This window comes from Streptomonospora salina, from assembly GCF_014204715.1.
Classification (GTDB): Bacteria; Actinomycetota; Actinomycetes; order Streptosporangiales; family Streptosporangiaceae; genus Streptomonospora; species Streptomonospora salina.
Genome location: NZ_JACHLY010000001.1, coordinates 1,773,757 through 1,793,159 on the forward strand (window position 1 = coordinate 1,773,757; position 19,403 = coordinate 1,793,159).

19 protein-coding genes are annotated in these 19,403 nt (G+C 72.6%); 6 read left to right on the forward strand and 13 right to left on the reverse strand.

The features are described from left to right. Nucleotides 1-187: 187 nt before the first annotated feature. The 6 genes from HNR25_RS07890 to HNR25_RS07915 form a co-directional block, all read right to left on the reverse strand. Nucleotides 188-733 (reverse strand): COG4315 family predicted lipoprotein, encoded by a 546-nt coding sequence (locus tag HNR25_RS07890; protein WP_184634031.1) that lies wholly within the window; start codon nucleotides 731-733, stop codon nucleotides 188-190. 272 nt (nucleotides 734-1,005) lie between these two features. Further along, entirely contained in the window at nucleotides 1,006-2,232 is a 1,227-nt protein-coding gene (locus HNR25_RS07895; protein WP_184634032.1) for an acyl-CoA dehydrogenase family protein, read from the reverse strand. Nucleotides 2,233-2,243: 11 nt separating this feature from the next. Next, nucleotides 2,244-3,047: an SDR family oxidoreductase gene (locus HNR25_RS07900; RefSeq protein WP_184634033.1), complete on the reverse strand. Its 804-nt coding sequence runs from the start codon at nucleotides 3,045-3,047 to the stop codon at nucleotides 2,244-2,246. Between the two features lie 133 nt (nucleotides 3,048-3,180). Then, nucleotides 3,181-4,164: an NADPH:quinone oxidoreductase family protein gene (locus HNR25_RS07905; RefSeq protein ID WP_184634034.1), complete on the reverse strand. Its 984-nt coding sequence runs from the start codon at nucleotides 4,162-4,164 to the stop codon at nucleotides 3,181-3,183. A gap of 207 nt (nucleotides 4,165-4,371) precedes the next feature. Further along, nucleotides 4,372-5,280, reverse strand: a complete 909-nt coding sequence (locus tag HNR25_RS07910) for a universal stress protein (protein ID WP_184634035.1) — start codon at nucleotides 5,278-5,280, stop codon at nucleotides 4,372-4,374. Between the two features lie 232 nt (nucleotides 5,281-5,512). Further along, entirely contained in the window at nucleotides 5,513-7,168 is a 1,656-nt protein-coding gene (locus tag HNR25_RS07915) for a glycine/sarcosine N-methyltransferase (protein ID WP_184634036.1), read from the reverse strand. 860 nt (nucleotides 7,169-8,028) lie between these two features. Here HNR25_RS07915 and HNR25_RS07920 point away from each other — a divergent pair. Continuing rightward, nucleotides 8,029-8,634 carry a DUF6069 family protein gene (locus HNR25_RS07920; RefSeq protein WP_184634037.1) on the forward strand — a complete coding sequence of 202 codons (606 nt, stop codon included), beginning with the start codon at nucleotides 8,029-8,031 and terminating at the stop codon, nucleotides 8,632-8,634. Between the two features lie 220 nt (nucleotides 8,635-8,854). Here HNR25_RS07920 and paaC read toward each other — a convergent pair whose 3' ends face one another. Next, nucleotides 8,855-9,664: a 1,2-phenylacetyl-CoA epoxidase subunit PaaC gene (gene paaC / locus HNR25_RS07925; protein WP_221457460.1), complete on the reverse strand. Its 810-nt coding sequence runs from the start codon at nucleotides 9,662-9,664 to the stop codon at nucleotides 8,855-8,857. A gap of 644 nt (nucleotides 9,665-10,308) precedes the next feature. Here paaC and HNR25_RS07930 point away from each other — a divergent pair. Next, nucleotides 10,309-10,674, forward strand: coding sequence for an STAS domain-containing protein (locus HNR25_RS07930; RefSeq protein ID WP_184634038.1), 366 nt, complete (start codon nucleotides 10,309-10,311; stop codon nucleotides 10,672-10,674). Nucleotides 10,675-10,805: 131 nt separating this feature from the next. Here HNR25_RS07930 and HNR25_RS07935 read toward each other — a convergent pair whose 3' ends face one another. The 4 genes from HNR25_RS07935 to HNR25_RS07950 form a co-directional block, all read right to left on the reverse strand. Beyond that, complete coding sequence (locus tag HNR25_RS07935; RefSeq protein ID WP_184634039.1) at nucleotides 10,806-11,516, reverse strand: M50 family metallopeptidase; 711 nt, start codon at nucleotides 11,514-11,516, stop codon at nucleotides 10,806-10,808. Nucleotides 11,517-11,663: 147 nt separating this feature from the next. After that, nucleotides 11,664-12,635 carry a DUF4097 family beta strand repeat-containing protein gene (locus tag HNR25_RS07940; RefSeq protein ID WP_184634040.1) on the reverse strand — a complete coding sequence of 324 codons (972 nt, stop codon included), beginning with the start codon at nucleotides 12,633-12,635 and terminating at the stop codon, nucleotides 11,664-11,666. Nucleotides 12,636-12,698: 63 nt separating this feature from the next. Then, nucleotides 12,699-13,367 carry a response regulator transcription factor gene (locus HNR25_RS07945; protein WP_184634041.1) on the reverse strand — a complete coding sequence of 223 codons (669 nt, stop codon included), beginning with the start codon at nucleotides 13,365-13,367 and terminating at the stop codon, nucleotides 12,699-12,701. Between the two features lie 4 nt (nucleotides 13,368-13,371). After that, nucleotides 13,372-14,736 carry a sensor histidine kinase gene (locus HNR25_RS07950; protein WP_184634042.1) on the reverse strand — a complete coding sequence of 455 codons (1,365 nt, stop codon included), beginning with the start codon at nucleotides 14,734-14,736 and terminating at the stop codon, nucleotides 13,372-13,374. A gap of 255 nt (nucleotides 14,737-14,991) precedes the next feature. Here HNR25_RS07950 and HNR25_RS07955 point away from each other — a divergent pair, with 255 nt between their 5' ends. From HNR25_RS07955 to HNR25_RS07970, 4 genes are read left to right on the forward strand one after another with little or no spacing between them, the layout of a single operon-like run. Then, nucleotides 14,992-15,402, forward strand: coding sequence for a TOBE domain-containing protein (locus HNR25_RS07955; protein WP_184634043.1), 411 nt, complete (start codon nucleotides 14,992-14,994; stop codon nucleotides 15,400-15,402). Continuing rightward, on the forward strand, nucleotides 15,395-16,165 hold the full coding sequence (modA, locus tag HNR25_RS07960; protein ID WP_184634044.1) for a molybdate ABC transporter substrate-binding protein: 771 nt from the start codon (nucleotides 15,395-15,397) through the stop codon (nucleotides 16,163-16,165). The genes HNR25_RS07955 and modA overlap by 8 nt, the downstream gene beginning before the upstream one ends. Beyond that, nucleotides 16,140-16,973 (forward strand): ABC transporter permease, encoded by an 834-nt coding sequence (locus HNR25_RS07965; protein ID WP_184634045.1) that lies wholly within the window; start codon nucleotides 16,140-16,142, stop codon nucleotides 16,971-16,973. The genes modA and HNR25_RS07965 overlap by 26 nt, the downstream gene beginning before the upstream one ends. Next, the gene (locus HNR25_RS07970; protein WP_376767484.1) at nucleotides 16,970-18,076 is read left to right on the forward strand and encodes an ABC transporter ATP-binding protein; all 1,107 of its coding nucleotides are present in this window, start codon (nucleotides 16,970-16,972) and stop codon (nucleotides 18,074-18,076) included. Before HNR25_RS07965 ends, HNR25_RS07970 begins: the two co-directional genes overlap by 4 nt. A 170-nt stretch (nucleotides 18,077-18,246) precedes the next feature. Here the strand turns inward: HNR25_RS07970 and HNR25_RS07975 are convergent, their stop codons facing one another. After that, the gene (locus tag HNR25_RS07975) at nucleotides 18,247-18,441 is read right to left on the reverse strand and encodes a DUF397 domain-containing protein (protein ID WP_184634046.1); all 195 of its coding nucleotides are present in this window, start codon (nucleotides 18,439-18,441) and stop codon (nucleotides 18,247-18,249) included. A 7-nt stretch (nucleotides 18,442-18,448) separates the two neighbouring features. After that, nucleotides 18,449-19,300 carry a DUF5753 domain-containing protein gene (locus HNR25_RS07980; RefSeq protein ID WP_184634047.1) on the reverse strand — a complete coding sequence of 284 codons (852 nt, stop codon included), beginning with the start codon at nucleotides 19,298-19,300 and terminating at the stop codon, nucleotides 18,449-18,451. Nucleotides 19,301-19,403 lie beyond the last annotated feature (103 nt).

Here is a 19,403-nt window from a genome sequence, read left to right on the forward strand (position 1 = left end):
CCGGTCGACAGCGGCCCCTCGCCGCGCGGACGGCCTCCGTCCGGGCCGCCCGGACCGCCCGACCGGAGGGCGGCATGATTCGCATCACATCGAAGTGGCACAGCGGTGCCGGCCGGCCGCGTCCGGTCGGCGCAGCGCCTCGGGATACGGGCCGGGCCGCAGCGGGAAGCGGGAGGAACCTCCCCGCCTAATCGCCGCGCGGGCCACCGGTGCCGTCTTCGGCGCCGTACGGCAGGTCCTCGGCCCGCTCGCCCGACGGCCGCACCGCGAACCAGGTGCCGTCGACGCCCTGGCCGTTGACGTCGCCCGGGTCGACGTCGCCGGAGAACCGGTACAGCGGCTTGCCCGACAGCGTGACCTGGGTGCCGCCCCCGGTGCGCTCCATCCGGCCCGCCAGATCCTCGTCGACGCCGTCGGTGGAGAGCCGCCCGTCCGCGAGCGCCGGCGGCCACTGCTCGGCGCACCCGCCTGTGCAGGCGGAATAGGACGGATCGGAGCCGTCGCCGGTGTAGGTGTAGAGCGTGTAGCCGTCGGAGTCGGTGACCACACTGCCGGCCGCGGTGTCGCCGGCGACGCCGAGCGTGGCCGCGACCTCGCTCGAAGCGTCCTCGCCCGGAAGGTCGGGTGTGTCACTGACGCCGCCCTCGGACAGGTCCGCGCCGCATCCCGAGGCCGCGAGCACCGCGGTCGCACCCGCGGCCAGGTGCAGCCTGATCGCGCTGGAGCTCCCCACGCCGCATTCCCCTTCCGTCGCTCTGCCGGCGTCCGCGGATCGGCGGCCCGGATCCGGCACAGGCCCCGGACCGGCGGACGGACCGCCCCCGCGCCACCGAACGTATCGGCGACGGCGCGCTCCGGAAGCGACTTCACCGAAGTATTACCGGGTTTGACGGGGATTTCGGCTCGCGGCCTCCGCACTGGCGGGGCCGGCCGCCCGCGGGGTGCGGGGCCGGTCAGCCGCGGCGGCCGGCCCCGCACGATCGCAGAAGAAGGCGCAGCGCGGCCCTATCCCGCGCTGCGGGCCAGGTACGGCTTCAGCTCGCGGCGCGCGATGGAGCGGAAGTGCACCTCGTCGGGACCGTCGGCCAACCGCAGCGTGCGGTTGGCGGCCCACAGCTGGGCGAGCGGGACGTCGTCGGAGACGCCCGCGCCGCCGTGCACTTGGATCGCGTCGTCGAGCACGTCCTGCACCATCCGCGGCACCTCGGCCTTGATCGCCGAGATCTCGGTGCGCGCGCCCTTGTTCCCGACGGTGTCCATCAGCCACGCGGTCTTGAGGACCAGCAGCCGGGCCTGTTCGATGCGCACCCGCGCCCGCGCGATCGACTCGCGCACCACGCCCTGCTCGGCCAGCGGCTTGCCGAAGGCGACCCGCTCGGCGGCGCGGGAGCACATGAGCTCCAGCGCGCGCTCGGCGACGCCGATGGAGCGCATGCAGTGGTGGATGCGTCCGGGCCCCAGCCGCTCCTGCGCGATGCGGAAGCCCTCGCCCTCGCCGAGCAGGATGTTGCTCTTGGGCACGCGCACGCCGGTGAAGGAGACCTCTGCGTGGCCGCCTTTGGTGCTGTCGGTGTAGCCGAAGACGGGCAGCCCGCGCCCGACCTCGACACCCGGGGTGTCCTTGGGCACCAGCACCATGCTCTGCCTGCGATAGGGATCGGCGTCGGGGTCGGTCACACCCATGACGATCAGCAGTTCGCAGTCGGGGCTGAGCGCACCCGACGTCCACCATTTGCGTCCGTCGAGCAGGTAGTCGTCGCCGTCGGCGGCGATGCGCAACCGGATGTTGGAAGCGTCGGACGAGGCCACGTCGGGCTCGGTCATGCAGAACGCCGACCGGATCTCGGCGTTGAGCAGCGGCTCCAACCACCGCTTGCGCTGCTCCTCGGTGCCGAACATGGACAGGATCTCCATGTTGCCGGTATCGGGGGCGGCGCAGTTGAGGGCGCTGGGCGCGAGTCCGGGCGAACGCCCGGTCATCTCGGCCAGCGGCGCGTACTGCAGGTTGGTCAGCCCGGCGCCGTGGGAACCGGACGGCAGGAAGAGGTTCCACAGGCCGCGTTCACGCGCCCGGGCCTGCAGGTCCTTGATGACCGGCGGGGCCGACCAGGGGTCGCTGCGCTCGGCGGCCTGCTCGGCGTAGACCGGCTCGGCGGGGATGACGTGCTCGTCCATGAACGCGCGCAGGCGCTCCAGGTACTCGCGGGTGGTCTCGTCGTAGGTGAAGTCCATGCTCGCCTCTCTCAGTCGGCCCCGGCGGCACGCGGGCGGATCGCCGCCCAGGCGCGGCGCATGCCCTCGATCCAGCGGTCGCGGTCCGTGGCGCGGCGCCGCTCGTAGTCGGCCGCCTCGGGGTGCGGCAGCACGAGGAACCGGCCGGCGTGCAGTGCGGTGACGACGGACTCGGCGACGTCCTCAGGGGCGATGTACGCGCCGCCCAGCCGCGTGGCCGAGGTGCCGCCGTCGCCGGCGGTCATGTCGGTGTCGACGCCCTGGGGGCACAGGCACGAGACGGAGACGCCCTCGTCGGCGTGCCGGATGGCCAGCCACTCGGCCAGCGCGACGGCGCTGTGCTTGGTGGCCGAGTAGGGCGCCGAGTCCAGTTGGGTGAGCAGGCCGGCGGCCGATGCGGTCACGAGGATGTGGCCGGTGCCGCGCTCGGCCATGCGGGGCACCAGCGCGCGAGCGGCGTAGACGTGCGCCATCACGTGCACGCGCCAGGACAGCTCCCACGAGGCGTCGTCGCCCAGCCCGTCCCCGGTCGCGACCCCGGCGTTGGAGCACCACAGGTCGATGGCGCCGTACTCCCGCTCGATGCGGGAGACGGCGTCGGCGACAGCGGCCTCGTCGGCGGCGTCGAAGGCCATTCCGTGGGCGCGCTCGCCCAGTTCCCCGGCCGCCGCGGCGATGCGATCGGAGTCGAGGTCGGTGATCACCACCCGTGCCGCCCCTTCGCGCAGCAGCCGCCGGGCGAGCGCCAGCCCGATGCCGCCGGCGGCTCCGGTGACGACCGCGGTCGTCCCGGGGATGGAGAACGGTTCGGCCATGCGGGGACTCCTTGTCTGGCAGGGCGGCGCGTCGGCAGGGGCCGGGCGGGGGCCGGTGCCGCCGGGGCCGGCCGGCGCCCGTCGCAGGCGCGCACCGCACCGCGCTCTCGGGTGCGGAACGCGCGGGGGCGGGTCAGGGGGCGAATACGACGCGGCCGACGGTGTCGCCGTCGGCCAGGCGCTGCACGCCCTCGGCCAGCTCCGCGGCCCCGAGGCGTTCGCTGACCAGCGGCTTGACCAGGCCGCGGTCGGCGAGTTCGCTGAGGCGCTCGTGGGCATCGGGGATGGTCTCGGGCGCGCGCTGGCGGTAGAGGCCCCAGTGCAGGCCGAGGATCGAGTAGTTCTTGATCAGGGCGTGGTTGAGCCCGGGGGCGGGGATGTCGCCACTGGCGAAGCCGATGACGACGATGCGGCCCTCGAACGCGATGCACTTGGTGGAGCGCTGGTAGGAGTCGCCGCCGACCGGGTCGAAGACGACGTCGGCGCCGCGACCGTCGGTGAGCTCCTTGACCACGGCGACGAAGTCCTCGCTGCGGCGGTCGACGACCACGTCGGCGCCCAGGGCGGCCGCGGTCTTGGCCTTCTCCGGGCCGCCGACGACTCCGACGACGCGGGCGCCCGCGGCCTTGGCGAGCTGCACGGCTGCGCTGCCGACACCGCCGGCGGCGGCGTGCACCAGCACGGTCTCGCCTTCGCGCAGGCGGGCGCGGCGGTGCAGGGCGAACCAGCCGGTCTGGTATCCGATGAACAGCGACGACGCCTCGTCGTCGGTGAGGGCGTCGGGCGCCGGGAAGACGGCGTCGGCGCTCATCAGCGCGTAGTCGGCGAAGGCGCCGGCGGGCAGGTCGGCGCTGCCGAGGACGCGGGTTCCGGCGCCGACGCCGGTGACGCCCTCGCCCAGCTCGGCGACGTCGCCGCACAGCTCGACACCGGGGGTGAAGGGAAGCGGCGGCTTGACCTGGTACATGCCGCGGCACAGCAGTGCGTCGGGGAAGTTGACCGCGGCGGCGCGGACCTTCACCAGCACCTGGCCGGGTCCCGGACGCGGGTCCTCGACTTCCTCCAGCCGCAGGACGTCGGTGGGCTCACCGGTCTCGTGCACCCGCAATGCTTTCACTGGCCGCCTCCGCAGACTCCTTGGATACCAACTGGTCGGTCCGTACGAGTGAACCGTGCCGTGCACCTGCCCGTCAAGTGCTTGGGGACGCCCGTTCGGCACGCCGGCGGCGGCCGCGGAGGCACCGCCGCCTTCGGGGCGGAGCGCGGCCGCAGCGCGGGTGTGCGGGCGGAGTCGCCGGGCGCCGGGACCGGACGGCGGCCGGCGTCAGCGCACCACGGCCACCGGCCCGTGGGCACCGTGCAGGACCGACTGGCTGACCGAGCCCAGCAGCAGTCCCCCGAACCCGCCGCGGCCGCGCGTGCCCACGACGATCAGGTCGGCGGGGCTGGACTCGTCCAGAATGGCCACCACCGGGTGGGCGCGCACCGTGCGCAGGTCCACGGAGACGTCGGGGTAGGCCGTGCGCATCTCCTCCAGCTCGGCCTCGGCGGTGCGCCGGGCCGTGGCCTCGACGGCGTCGTCGTCGAAGGCCTCCGGCGGAACCGGCCCCATCGCCGAGACGAAGGCGGCCATGGGCTGCCAGGCGCACACGGCCACCAGCTCGCTCTCGGTCCACCAGGCCTGCGCGAAGGCGAACTCCACCGCGCGCCGGCTGGACTCCGATCCGTCCACACCGGCGACGACGCGGCCCTTGGCGCTGTGCGCGGCCTCGTGCCTCTTCGGCAGGACCACGACCGGCACCGGAGCGTGTGCGGCGAGCTCGACTCCCACCGACCCCACGAACGCCGAAGCCAGACCGCCCAACCCGCGCGAGCCCACCACCACGGCCGAGGTGTCGGCCGCCCGGGCCTCCTCCAGCAGCGCGTCGGCGGCGCGCGCGGTGGGCATGCGGGTGCGGACGTCGAGCTCGGGGAACAGCCGCTGGATCCACTCCTGCGCGTAATCCAGGAGCGCCCGGGCGTCGCGCAGCCGGTCGGAGGCCTCCTCGTCGCCGCCGCGCGGGACGATCTCGCGGAACGCGCCCGCGGAGTCGGGCGAGCCCACCGCGGTGAGGAGGGTCAGGCCGCGGCCGCGCTGCACCGCGAGGTTGGCCGACCACTCCAGCGCGTAGCGGCTGGAGTCGGAACCGTCGACGCCCACGACGATCCAGTACTTCTCGGGCGTGGCGTTCATGTCGCGCACCCTCTCTGCCGGAGCGGTTCCCCGGCCGCGGCGGCGGCGCGGCCGGCTCCTCCGTCCCGGTGATATCCCGGGCCGGTGCCGGGGAAACCGCCCGGAGCGCGGCCGCGCTCCGGGCCCCGCCTACCCGGGGGCGGCGTAGGCGACACCCGGCGCGGACACCGGCCAGACACCAGCGGCCCCGCGGCGGAGGCCGCGGGGCCGCTGGTGAGTCGCCAGAGGGGGATCAGGCGCGGTAGTGCGAAATGCCCCAGGCGAGAGATCCGGACTGGCCACCGTTGACCCAGTTGCGCAGACCGGTCTTCATGTGCTCCAGGTACTCGTCGCTGATCTTGCCCTTCAGCTCCGACTCCCGGCTCTCGGTCTCGGCGAGCACGCGGCCGTAGTGGTTGGGCAGCTGCTGGCTCAGGTCGTCGAACTCGACCTTCGTCATGCCCACCCGCGCGGTCTCGCGGTCGTAGAACCCGGGCGTACCCATGGTGTCCAGGTGCAGCCGCTGCAGGATCGGCTTGAGCGCCTGGCGGTCGGCGTTGTCCGTGGCCATCGGGTCGGTGAACACGAAGTCGCCGCCGCGGCGGATGATCCGTGCGACCTCCTCGACGACGCGGATGCGGTCGCCGCTGTGCAGGAAGGCGTCCTGCGACCACACGACGTCGAACCCGTTGTCCTGCACCGGGATGTCCTCGAAGGAGCCGTCGATCACGTCGATGAGGTGCTCAAGGCCCTCGGCGCGGTTCTTCTCCCGGTTGCGCTCGTTCTCGACCTCGCTGAGGTTGAGGCAGGTCACCTGGCAGCCGTAGGTGCGGGCCAGGTACCGAGCCGAGCCGCCGTAGCCGGCGCCGATGTCGATGACCTTGGTGTCAGGGGTGATCTGCACCTTGCCGGCCATGCGCTCGACCGTGCGCACGCTGGCTTCGCCGATGTCGTCCTTCTCGGACTGGTAGAGGCCGACGTGGATGTCGGTTCCGCCCCAGATCGTGTGGTAGAAGGTGTCGGCGTCGTCGGAGTTGTAGTACTCCCGCGCCGTCTGCACCGCCGACGAGTACGCCTCGGAGAGCTCGTCGTCGCTGCGGTAGCCCTTCTCCGCGATGTGGATGAAGAAGTCCGCCTCGTCGTCCTGGTACGTCTCCTGGAAGTCGCCGTAGGTGTCGACGCGCTGGAAGCCCACCTCGCGCATCAGCCGCCGCACGTAGTCCTGCCGCAGCGGGAACATGTTGAGGTAGTACTGCGACTGGTCCGGGAAGCGGTACCGGAAGCGCGCCAGGCCTTCGTCCACCTGGTCGGGCTCGGCCGAGACCTCTTCGCCGCAGTAGTAGTAGGTGTGGCTGTTCCCGTACTTGCCGTCGAGCAGGGCGTCGTAGTTGCGCTGATCCAGGATGAGCACACCGTCGTGCTTGAGCATCGCGTAGAACTCGGCCAGCGCCTTGCGGCGGTCGCGCTCCGAGAACAGGTGGGTGAACGAGTTGCCCAGGCAGATGATGGCGTCGTAGGTCCCGTGCACATCCCGGCTCAGGTAGCGCCAGTCGGCCTGGACCACACGCAGGATGTGGCCGCCGTAGCTCTGCCCGTTGGAGAAGGCCTTGGCCAGCATCTCCGCGCTGCCGTCGGCGCTGACGGTCTCGAACCCCTCCTCAAGGAGGCGGACGGAGTGGAAGCCGGTACCGGTGGCCGTGTCGAGTACCTTCTCGACGCCGCGGTCCTTGAGCTGCTGTACGAAGAAGTCGCCCTCGCTTGCCCAGCGCTTCTTCCAGTCGATCAGCTCGTCCCACTTGTCGACGAACCCCGTCACATACTCGTCTTTGTAGTGATCGGTGTCGCGAACGGCCAGCGGGTCGTCACCAAAATCTTGCTGATCCTGTCCCTTAATTGTTCGACTCCTCACACTCGAAAAACCCTCTCACCAGACACACACGACGCCGAGGGTCAAACTTCGCGCATATACATTGAAAGCCATCACCCCCACCATAGTTCAAGTGGCAAGCACCATAGTTGGGGCGTCTTCGCAGGTCACAGGGGAAAAATTCACCCGGGGTCATCAATGCGACACAGGGTCCCCACTGGCCGTGAGCAGGCCTGCGAGCAGGTTTTGCGCCGCCGGCGAACCGCACTACGCAACACATTGCGCAGGACGCACCGCAAATTCCGAAACGGCGACCTGGAAACAATACAGAATTCTCAATAGTCTATAATGCGTTCTCCCGGTTTCCGGTCCGCGCGCACCCGGCGGCGCTCGGGGCCTCCCGGGGCGCTCCGGCGGCACCGCTCCGCGGCCCTTCGCGGCGGCGCCGAATCGCCGCCCCGAGCGGCTTTTCCGCTGGACTGCGGGCTGCGGCCGGCGCCGGTCGCACCCCCCCGGCGACCGCCGGTGGCACCGGCCACACGGCGACGGCCGTGCACTGCGCCGCTGTGCGCCATCACACCCTCAGGGGCCGTTCGGCCGGTGACTTCGACGGTGATTTCCGTCACATTCCGGGCCGTTCGGCGCGGCGCGCGGGCGTGCGCCGACCGCAGCGGAACCGCTGCGCGACGCGTGCCCGCTCCCGTCCCCGCCGCGCCGCGACCGCGCCCCGGCGCCGACCGGTGGGGCGACGCCGCCGGAGGCGGCCGCAGCGGTGCGCGTGCACCGCTTGCGGTGAGCAGGGCCCGGACACCGCGGCACCGGTGCCGCCATTGTGGTTTTCGCAGGTCGAGGCCGGGTATGGGAGCAACAACCGTGTTCGGGCCGTATCGGGGGGAAACGGCATGAGCGAATATGGCAGCGAACGGCGTGTGAACGCCGTCAGATTATGGTCCGGCGGACTCGCCACAGCCGTCGTCGCGGCCCTGATCATCCTCGTCGGCACCCTCGTGGTGCGGGGCGTACTGGGTATACCGATCCTCGCGCCGGAGGAAGCGGGCTACATCGGCGGCGTCGGCACCGCCGCCTACGCGGTCACGGCCGGCATCGCCGCGCTCGTGGCCACGGCGCTACTGCACCTGCTCCTGGTCAGCGCACCGCGCGCCACGACGTTCTTCGGCTGGATCGTCGGCCTGGCGACCGTGGTCGCGGCCGTCAGCCCGTTCACCCAAGCGGCATCGCTGCCCAGCCAGCTGGCCACCGCCGTCATCAACGCCGTCACCGGAATCGCGATCGTCTCGCTGCTGACCAGTGTCGGTGCCACGTCCGTGCGCCGCCGCAGGAACGAGCGCCTCCAACGGGAACGAGACACGTCCGAGGCCGCCGAGTACGACGACTCCGGATATTCCAGCGGCTTCCGCGACGCCTTGATCGAGCCGCCGACGCGCCGCGCCGGCGGACGCCACCGCGCCGAGGATCCCGACCGCAGTTCCCGCCTGCCCCGCGAGTGAACGGCCCTCCCGACGCTGTCGGGGCGCCTGCGACGCACGGAGCCCGGTCCTTCGGGGCCGGGCTCCGCCGCTGTGCCGGGACGGGCCCGTCGGTCGCCCCGCGGCGGTGGAGGGCCCCGGGGCGCCGGTACGAGCCACCGCACAGGAGTCCCGACGGTTGCAGCGGGCCGGTGACGGTGCCGACCGCGCGAAGCGCCGTACGCCGGCGGTCCGTGCCGGCTCAGCCGGGCGCGCGTTCGCGGCGCAGGCCGGCCAGCGTGCGGGCGAAGTCCTCGGTGTGCACGCCCGCGCGACCGCATGCCGCCGCCGGCGCCACCGGAACCGGTCCCGGCCGCGACAACCGCGCGTCGCGCAGCGCCCCGTCGACCTCCGCCTCCCACGCCGGCCGCAACCGCGCGGGGTCGACACCGAATCCGCTCTCGGCGGCGGTGCGGGCGACCTCGTCGGAGAGGAACAGCTCGCCCGTGCAGGGCCACACCTCCTCCAGCGCGGCGCCGAGCCGCCGCCGGTCGTCGTCGCCGGCGCCCAGGCGCAGCGCCCAGCGCACCGCGTGGTCGCGGTGGAAGGGCAGCTCCCGTACCGCGGCGCGGGCGATACCGGCCAGGGTCGCGTCGGTCGAGGCGGTCAGCGCGGTATAGAGCTCCAGCGCATAGGCCGAGAACAGCAGTTGCCGCACGACGGTGTGGGCAAGGTCGGAGTCGGTAGGCTCGACCAGCCGCAGGTTGCGGAACTGGTCGGCGTCGCGGCCGCGGACCAGGTCGTCCTCGGTGCGCATCACTCCGGTGAGCTGCTCTTCCATGCGTCCGGCATAACCCAGCAGCGAACCGGCCAGGCGCAGCAGGCCGCGTGCGATGCGGGCCGCCTCGGGCCCGGAATCGTGGGCGGTTCCGCGGGCGGGCGCCGGCCACAGCCCGCTCCCCTCGGTCTCGGCCAACCGGTGGCCCGCCACAAGCGCGTCGTCGCCCAGCCTCAAGACGAAGGCGGTGGCTGCGGTGTCCGCCGCGGCGGCCGCGGCACCGGTCTCGTTCATCGCGATCTCCCCACGGTGGCGGGTGCGCGCGGCGCAGCCGTACCTGCGCCCGGCCCGCACACGTGCCGCGCGTGCCGCGGGCGGCGCAGGGGTCACCTACCGTGCGGGACGGGCGTGAAAACGTATCCCGAGCCCTCGCCCCGGAGCACGGCGCCGGCACCGGTGCGGCCGACGTCGCGCCGACGGTCGGCACGCCGCGCTCCGCACGGATCCGCAGGTCGCTCGGCCCCCTTGCAGCACGGGACACGCATGAGCGTCACTCACGTCACGAAAAGGCCACAGCCCTGTGGTATCGTCCCCGACGGATGCTTGGTTCTAAGCATCTTAGGAATGAGGGGGAGCGGCGCCCGCGCAACGCGAGCCGCACATCGGGCCGAGCAGGCCAGAGCCATCTGCCGCCGACCGCCTTCAGCCGTCTACGCGCCCGCGGCACCACGGCATGGCAGGCAGCGTAGATCCACATATGCCTGACACACCGGTTGTCAGCATGGGGGTATCCGACTTTGAACAACCAGCCTCGCCCATGCGGCGCGCCGACGAACGTGCTGACCGGCACGTTCGCGAAGAGTCCCCGCCTCGGCGGCGACGCACCCGCCGCACCGGTCCCCAGGGCAACGGCATCGGCGCAACACCCCGGAGCGAACATGGCCGCGCTGAAGATCACCCGCCGCGACCGCGACGACGGCGTCGTCCTCGCGCTCAGCGGCGAAGTCGACATGGCCGCAGAGGAGCAGTTCAACCGGGCAGTGCGGGAGATCGTCGACACCCGCCCGAGCAGCCGCATCGTGCTCGACTTCGACAAGCTGTCCTTCATCGACTCCAGCGGTCTGCGCGTGCTCATCCAGGCGCACAAGGCCGCCAAAGGCGCCGGCGGCGCCCTTGCCGTCGCGTCGGTCTCCGAACGCATCGCCCGCATCCTGCACGTGACGGCGATCGACACGCGCATTCCCGTCTTCCCCAGCGTCGAGGCGGCGCTGGCGGCCCCGCGGGAGAGCTCCAGCGCGAACTGATCCCGCCGCCCGACGAGCGCAGGCGCCCACGCACCGCGTGCGGCGCCTTCGTCGTGTCGGGGACGGGCCGCTCTCCGGGTCCCGTCTCCCCGCTGCTCGCCCCCGCGGCGTCCGTTCGGCCTCGTGCCGCGTCAGAACATCAGCAGCCAGATGCCGGCCGCGGCCACCGCGACGTTGACCAGACCGAAGAACAGCACCCACACGAGCCCCGGCAGCCCGGTCAGCCGGTGCAGTTGATCGGCGTCGGACTGGGGCGAGGGCTGGCGGCCGCGCTGGGACTGCAGCTCGACGACCGGGCGGACGCCGGCCAGCAGCAGGAACCAGGTGAAGAAGTAGGCGAACACCGCCTGCACCTGCTCGGGCGTGAACCAGGAGATCAGGAACACCACGGCGCCCGTGCCCACCACCGAGACCACGCCGTAGACGTTGCGGATCAGCAGCAGCATGGCCGCGAGCACCAGGATGCTCATCCACAGCAGTGCGGTGATGCGGTTGTTGACCAGCAGCAGGATGGCCAGCAGACCCACGATCGACGGCGTGATGTAGCCGGCCGCGACGGTCAGGATCATCCCCGCCCCGCGCGGCTTGCCCCGCGACACCGTCACGCCCGAGGTATCGGAGTGCAGCCGGATCCCGGTCAGCTGGCGGCCGCTGAGCAGCGCCATGATCGCGTGGCCGCCCTCGTGGGCGATGGTGACGACGTTGCGGGCGATCCGCCAGGGACCCCGCGTGACCACCACGATCAGCGCCGCCACCCCGGTGGCGATGATCAGCCACGTGGCCGGGGGCGTCTGGACGGAGAACGCCTCTTGCCAGACGTCGCCGAACGTCGTCGCTTCCATCGGCACGCTCTCCCATCGATCGGCGCTCCGGCGCCAAACTGTAGGGCATGGCGCAGGCCGGCCCGTCCCGGTGCGGACCGGCCCGCGGCCGGAGCGCAGGGACCCCGGTCCCCGGGGCGGCGCGGATCCGCCCCGGGGACCGGGATCCTAATCCGCTTCGACGTCGACCGCCCCCGTCGTCGTGGTGATGGAGATCCGTGCGTCGGCGTCGGCGGAGGTGTCGACACCGACGGTGCGATCGCCGGTCGTGGAGTCGCCGGCGACCCGGTAGGCGCCGGCGGGCACGACCGCCTCCACCGAACCGGTGGTGGTCTCCACCTCAAGCCGGTCGAAGGACTTCCGGGCCTCGACGTCGACCGTGCCGGTGGTGGTCGTGATCTCCGCGGCGGCGAACCCGGCATCCAACTCGACGTCGGCGGTCGTGGTCTCGACGTCGAACCGGTCGGCGGTGAAGCCGTCGAGGTCGACCCCGCCCGTGCTGGTCGCGACCTCGGCGATCTCGCCGCTGCCCTCGGCGCTGATCTCCCCGGTGGTGGACTCCAGGTGCACGTCGCCCTCGACGCCGCTCAGGCTGATCTCGCCGGTGGTGGTCGAGGCCCGGACGGCGCCGGCGACGCCCTCGGCCTCGACGGCGCCGGTTCCGGACTCCACGGAGACGTCGCCGACGACCTCGTGGAGGTCCACGTCGCCGGTGGACGCTTCGACGTCGACAGCGGTGCCTTCGGGGACGCCGATCGTGTAGTCGACTTCGCAACCGCCGAAGAACCACATGCCGCCGCAGTCGGACTCGGCCGTGACGGTTGCGCCGTCCATGCCGAGCTTTTCGCGGGGGTCGGCGAGGGGGGTTCCGCGCAGCGTGCGCTCGACGGTGACCTCGTCGCCCGCGGCCCGGTGGACGTCGACCTCGCCGCCGGAGCCGATGCGGACGTCGACCTCGTCGGCTCCGGAGAATCGGTCGCGGCGCTCCTCACCGCCGATCTGGACGCTGCCGAAGGCGGCCAGCGCGCCGCTCAGCAGCACGGCCAGCGCCACGACCGCCCCGATGATCAGCCAACCGGAGCGCCGGCCGCGCGGTACCTTGCTGGATGCGGCGTAGAGGCCGCGTCCGGTGAATGTCATGGTGCTTCCTTCCGGGGGATGCCTGCTCCCCTGCGTCGCGGAACGTGGGACGGGTGGAGGGGGTCACGGCGGGGCGTTCCGCCGGTCGCCTCCGCGCAGGTACTCCAGGACCGCGCGCACCCGCCGATGGTCCCGGTCGTCCTGGCCGAGGTCGAGCTTGGTGAAGATCGCGCGGATGTGCTTTTCCACCGCGCGTTCGGTGATGACCAGCTCGGCGGCGATGCCCCCGTTGTTGAGGCCTTCGGCCATCGCGGCGAGCACCTCGTTCTCGCGCGGGCTCAGCCGCTCGGCGGCGCTGTTCTCGCGGCGGCTGAGCAGCTGGGCGACCACCTCCGGGTCGATGGCGGTGCCGCCGTCGGCGACGCGGCGCAGCGTCGCCGCGAACTCGTCCACGTCGGCGACGCGGTCCTTGAGCAGGTAGCCCACACCGCCGGTGTCGTCACCCAGCAGATCGGCGGCGTAGCGGCCGACCACATGCTGGGACAGCAGCAGCACCGCCACCCCGGGATACCGCCGGCGGATCTCGATCCCGGCCTGCAGACCCTCCTCGGAGTAGCCGGGCGGCATGCGGATGTCGATCACGCACAGGTCGGTCCCGGGGTTGGCCTCGACGGCGGCGAGCAGCTCGTCGGCGTCGCCGACGCAGGCCACGGCCTCGATCCCGGCGTCCGCCAGGAGCTTGACCATGCCGCTGCGCAGCAGCACGGAGTCCTCGGCGATGATGATGCGCACGGTCTCATGCCTCCCAGGGAATGTCGGCGGTAACGGCGGTGCCCCGGCCCGGCGGGCTGTGCACGGTCAGGGTTCCGTCGACGGCGTTGACCCGGTCCCACAGGCCGTAGAGGCCGGTCCCGGACTCGGGGTCGGGGTCGGCGCCGCCGGTGCCGTCGTCGGTGACGGTGATGCGCAGCAGGTCGCCGCCGTCACCCGCGACGCGCTCGGCGCCGACCTCGACGCCCCCGGCGCCGGCGTGCTTGGCCACATTCGCCAGGGCCTCGCAGACCACGTAGTAGGCGACGCCTTCGGCACGGCCCGACGGGCGCCGGTCCACCTCGGCGCGCACGTGCACCGGAACCGGGCAGCGGGCGGCGGCCACCGGCAGCGCGGCCTCCAGGCCGTGGTCGGTGAGGACGCGCGGGTGCAGGCCGCGCGCGACTTCACGCAGTTCGGCCATGACCGCTTTGGCCTCGCCGCGGGCTTCGTCGATGAGGGCCCGCACCTCGTCGGGCTCGCACGCGCGGGAGCGCGCCCGGCTCAGCGCCATGGTCACCAGCAGCAGCCGCTGCTGCGCACCGTCGTGCAGGTCGCGCTCGATGCGGCGGCGCTCGGCCTCGGCGGCGTCGACCATGCGCAGCCGGCTGTCCTGGACGTGGGCGAGGCGGCGGCGCACCACCATCTCGGGGGCGTCCAGCAGCAGCCGCCGGCTGACCGCGACCTCCATCCGGACCATCGGCGGCACCGCCCACAGCCCTACGGCCGCGCCGAACGGGCCCAGGAACACCGCCGCCAACGGCGCGGCGACCGACTCCAGCGACCCGCTGACCAGCGCGTATCCCAGGCCGACCAGGGATCCCAGTGCCAGGGCGGCGCCGTAGACGACCAGGCCCAGCGCGATGCCGCCGAAGACCACGCCCTGGACACCGGTCAGGGTGGCGCAGATGACGGCCGTCCAGGCTTCGCGGCCGTAGAGGCGGTCGAGGCCGCGCAGCAGCCGCAGCCCCGGGGTGCGCCTGCGGACGGCGGCCGGCTCTTCGTCGCGGGATTCGACGACGCCGAACACGTCCTCCAGGCGGTGGCGCTGGACGCGGCAGGCCAGCCGCCCGAGCAGGGTCCCGGCGGCCAGCATCGGTACGGCGAGCGTGGCCAGGACCGCGGGCGCGGGCAGGAGTTCCGCGGGCAGCACGTCGAGGAGGCCGCTGGAGAAGCTGAGCACCAGCGCGGCGGCGGGCAGGATCACCAGCAGGATCGGGACCAGGTAGCCCAGGGACAGCGCGAACGAGGTCAGCAGGTGCAGCAGCCCGAACAGTCGGCCCTTGACCGCCGGCGTCTCCGCGTCGCCGAGCCGGAGGGCGCCCGCCGCTTCCCCGGCGGCTGCGCTCACCTCGATCACCTCCCCCGTCCGGTCCCCGCGGAATCGTTCCGTGGCGCTATCAAACCTAGAGGGCGGCGATACCCGCGCGCCATGGCGCGACCACGCCGCGGGAGGGTCGTACTAGCCCTACCACCCGCGGAGCAGGGAGCGGACTAGGGAGCGGACGAGTGCTTCGCAGATGCGAACAAGAAAGGTGAACAACGTTCGCTTATGCACCCCTATCGGGGTTTCGCCTCGGCGTCTGCGAGGTGTAGATTCCGGGACGTGCCGACATTGCGAATCAGCGAAGTGGCCGGACTGGCGGGCGTCAGCGGCGACACGGTCCGCCGGTGGATCGACTCCGGACGGCTGCCCGCCGACCGCGGCGCCCACGGGAACCGCACCGTCGACGGCGCCGACCTCGCCGCGTTCCTGCGGGCCGGCGCCGCCGACGACCCGGCGCGCCAGGTCTCCTCGGCGCGCAACCGCTTCCGCGGCCTGGTCACCGCGGTCCACCGGGACGGGGTGATGGCCCAGGTCGAGATCCAGGCCGGGCCGCACCGGGTGGTGTCGCTGATGAGCCGCGAAGCGGCCGACGAACTGGAACTGGACGTGGGATCGGTCGCCGCCGCGATCGTGAAGTCGACCCACGTCGTCGTGGAGAACGAACCGGTACGGGGACAGCGCCATGGTTGACCGCACTACCGCGGCCGCCGCGGCGGGACTGCTGCTGGCGGCGCTCGCCGCCTGCGCCCCGACCGAAGGCGGCGACGGGGGCGCGCAGCAGGAGCGGACCGTCACCGTGTTCGCCGCGGCGTCGCTCACCGAGGTCTTCGAGGAGCTGGGCGAGCGCTTCGATCGGGAGCACCCGCACGCCCACGTCGAGTTCAACTTCGCCGGCAGCTCCGATCTGGCCAACCAGATCCACGAGGGCGCCCCGGCCGACGTGTTCGCCTCGGCCGACAGCCGCACCATGCGCAGCGTCGCCGAGGACGACCGCGCCGCCGCCGAACCCGCCGTCTTCGCCCGCAACGCCCTGCGCATCGCCGTGCCCTCCGACAACCCCGCCGGCGTCGAGTCCCTGTCCGACCTCGCCGACCCCGGCGTCAAGGTCGCCCTGTGCGCCGAGGAGGTGCCCTGCGGTGCGGCGGCGGCCGAGGCGCTGGAGGCCGCCGGTGTGGAGGTGACACCGGTGTCGCGCGAACGCGACGTCAAGGCGGCGCTGACCAAGACCGAACTCGGGGAGGTCGACGCCGCCCTGATCTACCGCACCGACGTCCGCGCCGGCGGCGACGTGGCGGGGATCGCCTTCCCCGAAGCGGAGCAGGCCGCCAACGACTACAGCATCGCCATGCTCACCGGCGCCGCGAACACCGGCCCGGCGCGGGCGTGGACGGGGCTGGTCCTATCCGACGAGGGCGCCGAGGTCTTCGATGACGCGGGTTTCACCCCCGTCTGAGGCGGCCGGGGGCCGGCTGCGGGTACGCGCGGGCCGGTTCCCGTGGCTGCTCGTCGTACCCGCGCTGGGCGGACTCGCGTTCCTCGTGCTGCCGTTCGCCGGGCTGCTGGCCCGCGCGCCCTGGGCCACGCTGGGCACCCGGCTGCTGATGCCCGAGGTGCGCGGCGCACTGTGGCTGTCGCTGACCACGGCCACCGCCGCCACCGCCGTCGCGGTGCTACTGGGGGTGCCGCTGGCCTGGCTGCTGGCGCGCGCCGACTTCCCCGGCCGCCGCCTGGCGCGCGCCCTGGTGACGGTCCCCCTGGTGATTCCGCCCGTCGTCGGCGGTGTCGCACTGCTGCTGGCCCTGGGCCGGCGCGGGCTCGTGGGGCGCCACCTCGACGCGTGGTTCGGCCTGACCCTGCCGTTCTCCCCGGCCGCGGTGGTGCTCGCGCAGGTGTTCGTCGCGATGCCGTTCCTGGTCATCAGCGTCGAAGGGGCGCTGCGGGGAGCCGACCGGCGCTACGAGGAGGCCGCCGCCACACTCGGCGCGTCGCGGGCGGTCGTGTTCCGGCGTGTCACCCTGCCGATGGTGGGGCCCGGGGTACTCGCCGGCGCCGTGCTGGCCTGGGCGCGGGCGCTGGGCGAGTTCGGCGCCACCATCACCTTCGCCGGCAACTTTCCCGGACGCACCCAGACCATGCCGCTGGCGATCTACCTGGCCATGCAGGAGAGCCCGGAGTCGGCGATCGTGCTCAGCCTGGTGCTGCTGGGTGTGTCGCTGGTGATCCTGGTGGCGCTGCGCGACCGGTGGACGGGGGCACTGTGACGGAACAGGGCACGGACCGGACCGGCGGCGGGGACGCCCCGGCGGGGTTGAAGGCGGGGCTGGAGGCGCGGCTGGCGGTCGACCGGGGAGCGTTCCGGTTGGACGCGCCGCTGCGGGCGCGGCCCGGCGAGGTCGTGGCGGTGCTGGGGCCCAACGGGTCGGGCAAGTCGACCGCGCTGCGGGCGCTGGCCGGCCTGGAATCGCTGGCGGCCGGCCGGATCGTGCTCGGCGGCGACGACGTCACCACCGTTCCGGCCGAGCTCCGCCCCGTAGGCATGGTGTTCCAGGACTACCTGCTGTTCGGCCATCTCGACGCGCTGGACAACGTCGCCTTCGGACCCCGCTGCCAGGGCGCCGGGCGCGCCGAGGCGCGCGCCCGCGCCGCCGGGCTGCTGGAGCGGATGGGGCTGGCCGAGCACGCGAAAGCGCGCCCCCGCGCGCTCTCCGGGGGGCAGGCGCAGCGGGTCGCGCTGGCACGCGCGCTGGCGGTGCGGCCCCGGCTGCTGCTGCTCGACGAGCCGCTGGCCGCACTGGACGTGCACGCCCGGGCGTCGGTGCGCTCCGAACTGCGGCACCTCCTCGCCGACCTCGATTGCGCTACGGTCCTGGTCACCCACGACCCGCTCGACGCGATGGTGCTCGCCGACCGGATCACCGTGCTGGAGTCGGGCCGGGTCGTACAGGAAGGACCGCCCGGAGACGTCGCCCAGCATCCCCGCACCGGCTACGTCGCCCGGCTGGTGGGGCTCAACCTGTACCGGGGCCGCGCCCGCGGCACCCGCGTCGACGTGGCCCCCGCACCGGACGCGGCGCCCGCGGAGGTGTCGCTGTCCCAGCACCGCCACGGCGACGTCTTCGTCGCGTTCCCGCCGCGCGCGGTCGCCCTGTACCGGGAGCGCCCCGACGGTACGCCGCGCAACCTGTGGCGGCTGCGCATCGACGGTGTCGAGCGGTTCGGCGACCAGGTGCGGGTGCACCTGGAGGGCGACTTCCCGCTGCTCGCCGACATCACCCCCGACGCGCTGGCCGAACTGGGGCTGGCCGACGGTATGGACGTCTGGGCGGGCGTCAAGGCCACCGAGGTCCGCTGCTACCCGGCATAGCCGACCACCGGGGGTGGGGTACACCGGAAGCCGCCCCGGGGACCCGCATGGGAAGCCGCGACATGGCGGCCGGTCTCGGCTGCGGGTATACTCGCTGACGGGTGCTTTCAGGCAAAAGCACGTGGAGGCCCTCGGCCGCTCGCCGGGGGCCTTCTGCGTGTCTGAGGCGGCTACAGCCGTCCGGCTTTCACATCCTCCATGAACGCGCCCCACTCGGACGCGGGGAACAGGATGTGCCCGGCGTCGGGGTCCTTGCTGTCGCGCATCGCGGACGCGCCGACGGTGTCGGCGACCTCGACGCAGTCCTGCGTGGTCGGACCGCTGTAGCTGCTCTTGCGGAAGTTCAGTTCGGGTGTCTCAGGCATGGTGTCCTCATCGGGTCAACAGGTGACGCAGACGCTCCCGTGAGTCTGCCACCGAGAGCGCCGACGCCTGCACATGATCATAAATGTGCCGGTAGTGCGCCACCTGGCTCGGCCGCTCCAGATACAGCTCCTCCGACATCGCTTCAAGGTAGACCACCGGTGGCTCCGGTGTCGGAAAGTCCAGAATCACCATACTTCCAGCCATCGCGGCGTGGAGCCCGCGGTCGATCGGGAGGATCTGGATGCCGATGTGGGCGCGTTCGCCGGCGTCGACAAGGTGTTCAATCTGCCCTGGCAACTCGGCGGGGACACGCAGGAGTGCGCCTTCGTCGATGACGGCCCACAGCTTCGGCGGGTCCGCTCTGTTGAACACGTTCTTCCTGAACATGCGGGCTTCGACACGCCGGTCCAGGTCCGACCCGTCCACGGTGCCGGAAGCGGCGATCATCGCGCGGGCGTAATCCTCGGTCTGGAGAAGTCCGGGCACCGCCATGGACTGGTAGGTGCGGATCGACGCGGCTTCGGACTCCAATCCGACGAACTGACCGGACCCTAAGGCGTCGCCGAAGCTGGCCCACCACCCGCGCTGGTTCGCCTCCCTCGCCAGTTCCAGGTAGGCGTCCCGCTCGCCGGCGGGCACATCGTAGATCTCCAGCAGAAGGCTGATGTCATCCAACCTCAGCCGCTTCCACTCGGCCTTCTCCAGCCTCACGAGCTTCGACAGCGACCAGCCGCGCGTCCGCCCGGACTTCTCTTTGGCTTCGGCGGCGACCTCTTCGGCCGTTTTGCCGCGTGCTTCACGTAGATCGCGGAGTTGGCGGGCCAGCCGTCGCCTACGCAGGGTGGGGCTGGTGGACATGTCGTCGCTGCTCCTCGGGTCGGATGGTCGTCGTCTCGATCCTAGTGCGCCAGACGGTGATTCGGACATTTAGTGCATCCTCCATCTTTGCTCGGCATGCCGA

Excerpts from the sequence above, each read along its gene's own strand:
- HNR25_RS07965 (WP_184634045.1), top strand. The coding sequence starts at position 16,140 with ATGACGCGGGTTTCACCCCCGTCTGAGGCGGCCGGGGGCCGGCTGCGG.
- HNR25_RS07980 (WP_184634047.1), bottom strand. The coding sequence starts at position 19,300 with ATGTCCACCAGCCCCACCCTGCGTAGGCGACGGCTGGCCCGCCAACTC.
- HNR25_RS07910 (WP_184634035.1), bottom strand. The coding sequence starts at position 5,280 with ATGAACGCCACGCCCGAGAAGTACTGGATCGTCGTGGGCGTCGACGGT.
- HNR25_RS07900 (WP_184634033.1), bottom strand. The coding sequence starts at position 3,047 with ATGGCCGAACCGTTCTCCATCCCCGGGACGACCGCGGTCGTCACCGGA.
- paaC (WP_221457460.1), bottom strand. The coding sequence starts at position 9,664 with ATGAACGAGACCGGTGCCGCGGCCGCCGCGGCGGACACCGCAGCCACC.
- HNR25_RS07930 (WP_184634038.1), top strand. The coding sequence starts at position 10,309 with ATGGCCGCGCTGAAGATCACCCGCCGCGACCGCGACGACGGCGTCGTC.
- modA (WP_184634044.1), top strand. The coding sequence starts at position 15,395 with ATGGTTGACCGCACTACCGCGGCCGCCGCGGCGGGACTGCTGCTGGCG.
- HNR25_RS07940 (WP_184634040.1), bottom strand. The coding sequence starts at position 12,635 with ATGACATTCACCGGACGCGGCCTCTACGCCGCATCCAGCAAGGTACCG.
- HNR25_RS07920 (WP_184634037.1), top strand. The coding sequence starts at position 8,029 with ATGAGCGAATATGGCAGCGAACGGCGTGTGAACGCCGTCAGATTATGG.
- HNR25_RS07975 (WP_184634046.1), bottom strand. The coding sequence starts at position 18,441 with ATGCCTGAGACACCCGAACTGAACTTCCGCAAGAGCAGCTACAGCGGT.
- HNR25_RS07895 (WP_184634032.1), bottom strand. The coding sequence starts at position 2,232 with ATGGACTTCACCTACGACGAGACCACCCGCGAGTACCTGGAGCGCCTG.
- HNR25_RS07935 (WP_184634039.1), bottom strand. The coding sequence starts at position 11,516 with ATGGAAGCGACGACGTTCGGCGACGTCTGGCAAGAGGCGTTCTCCGTC.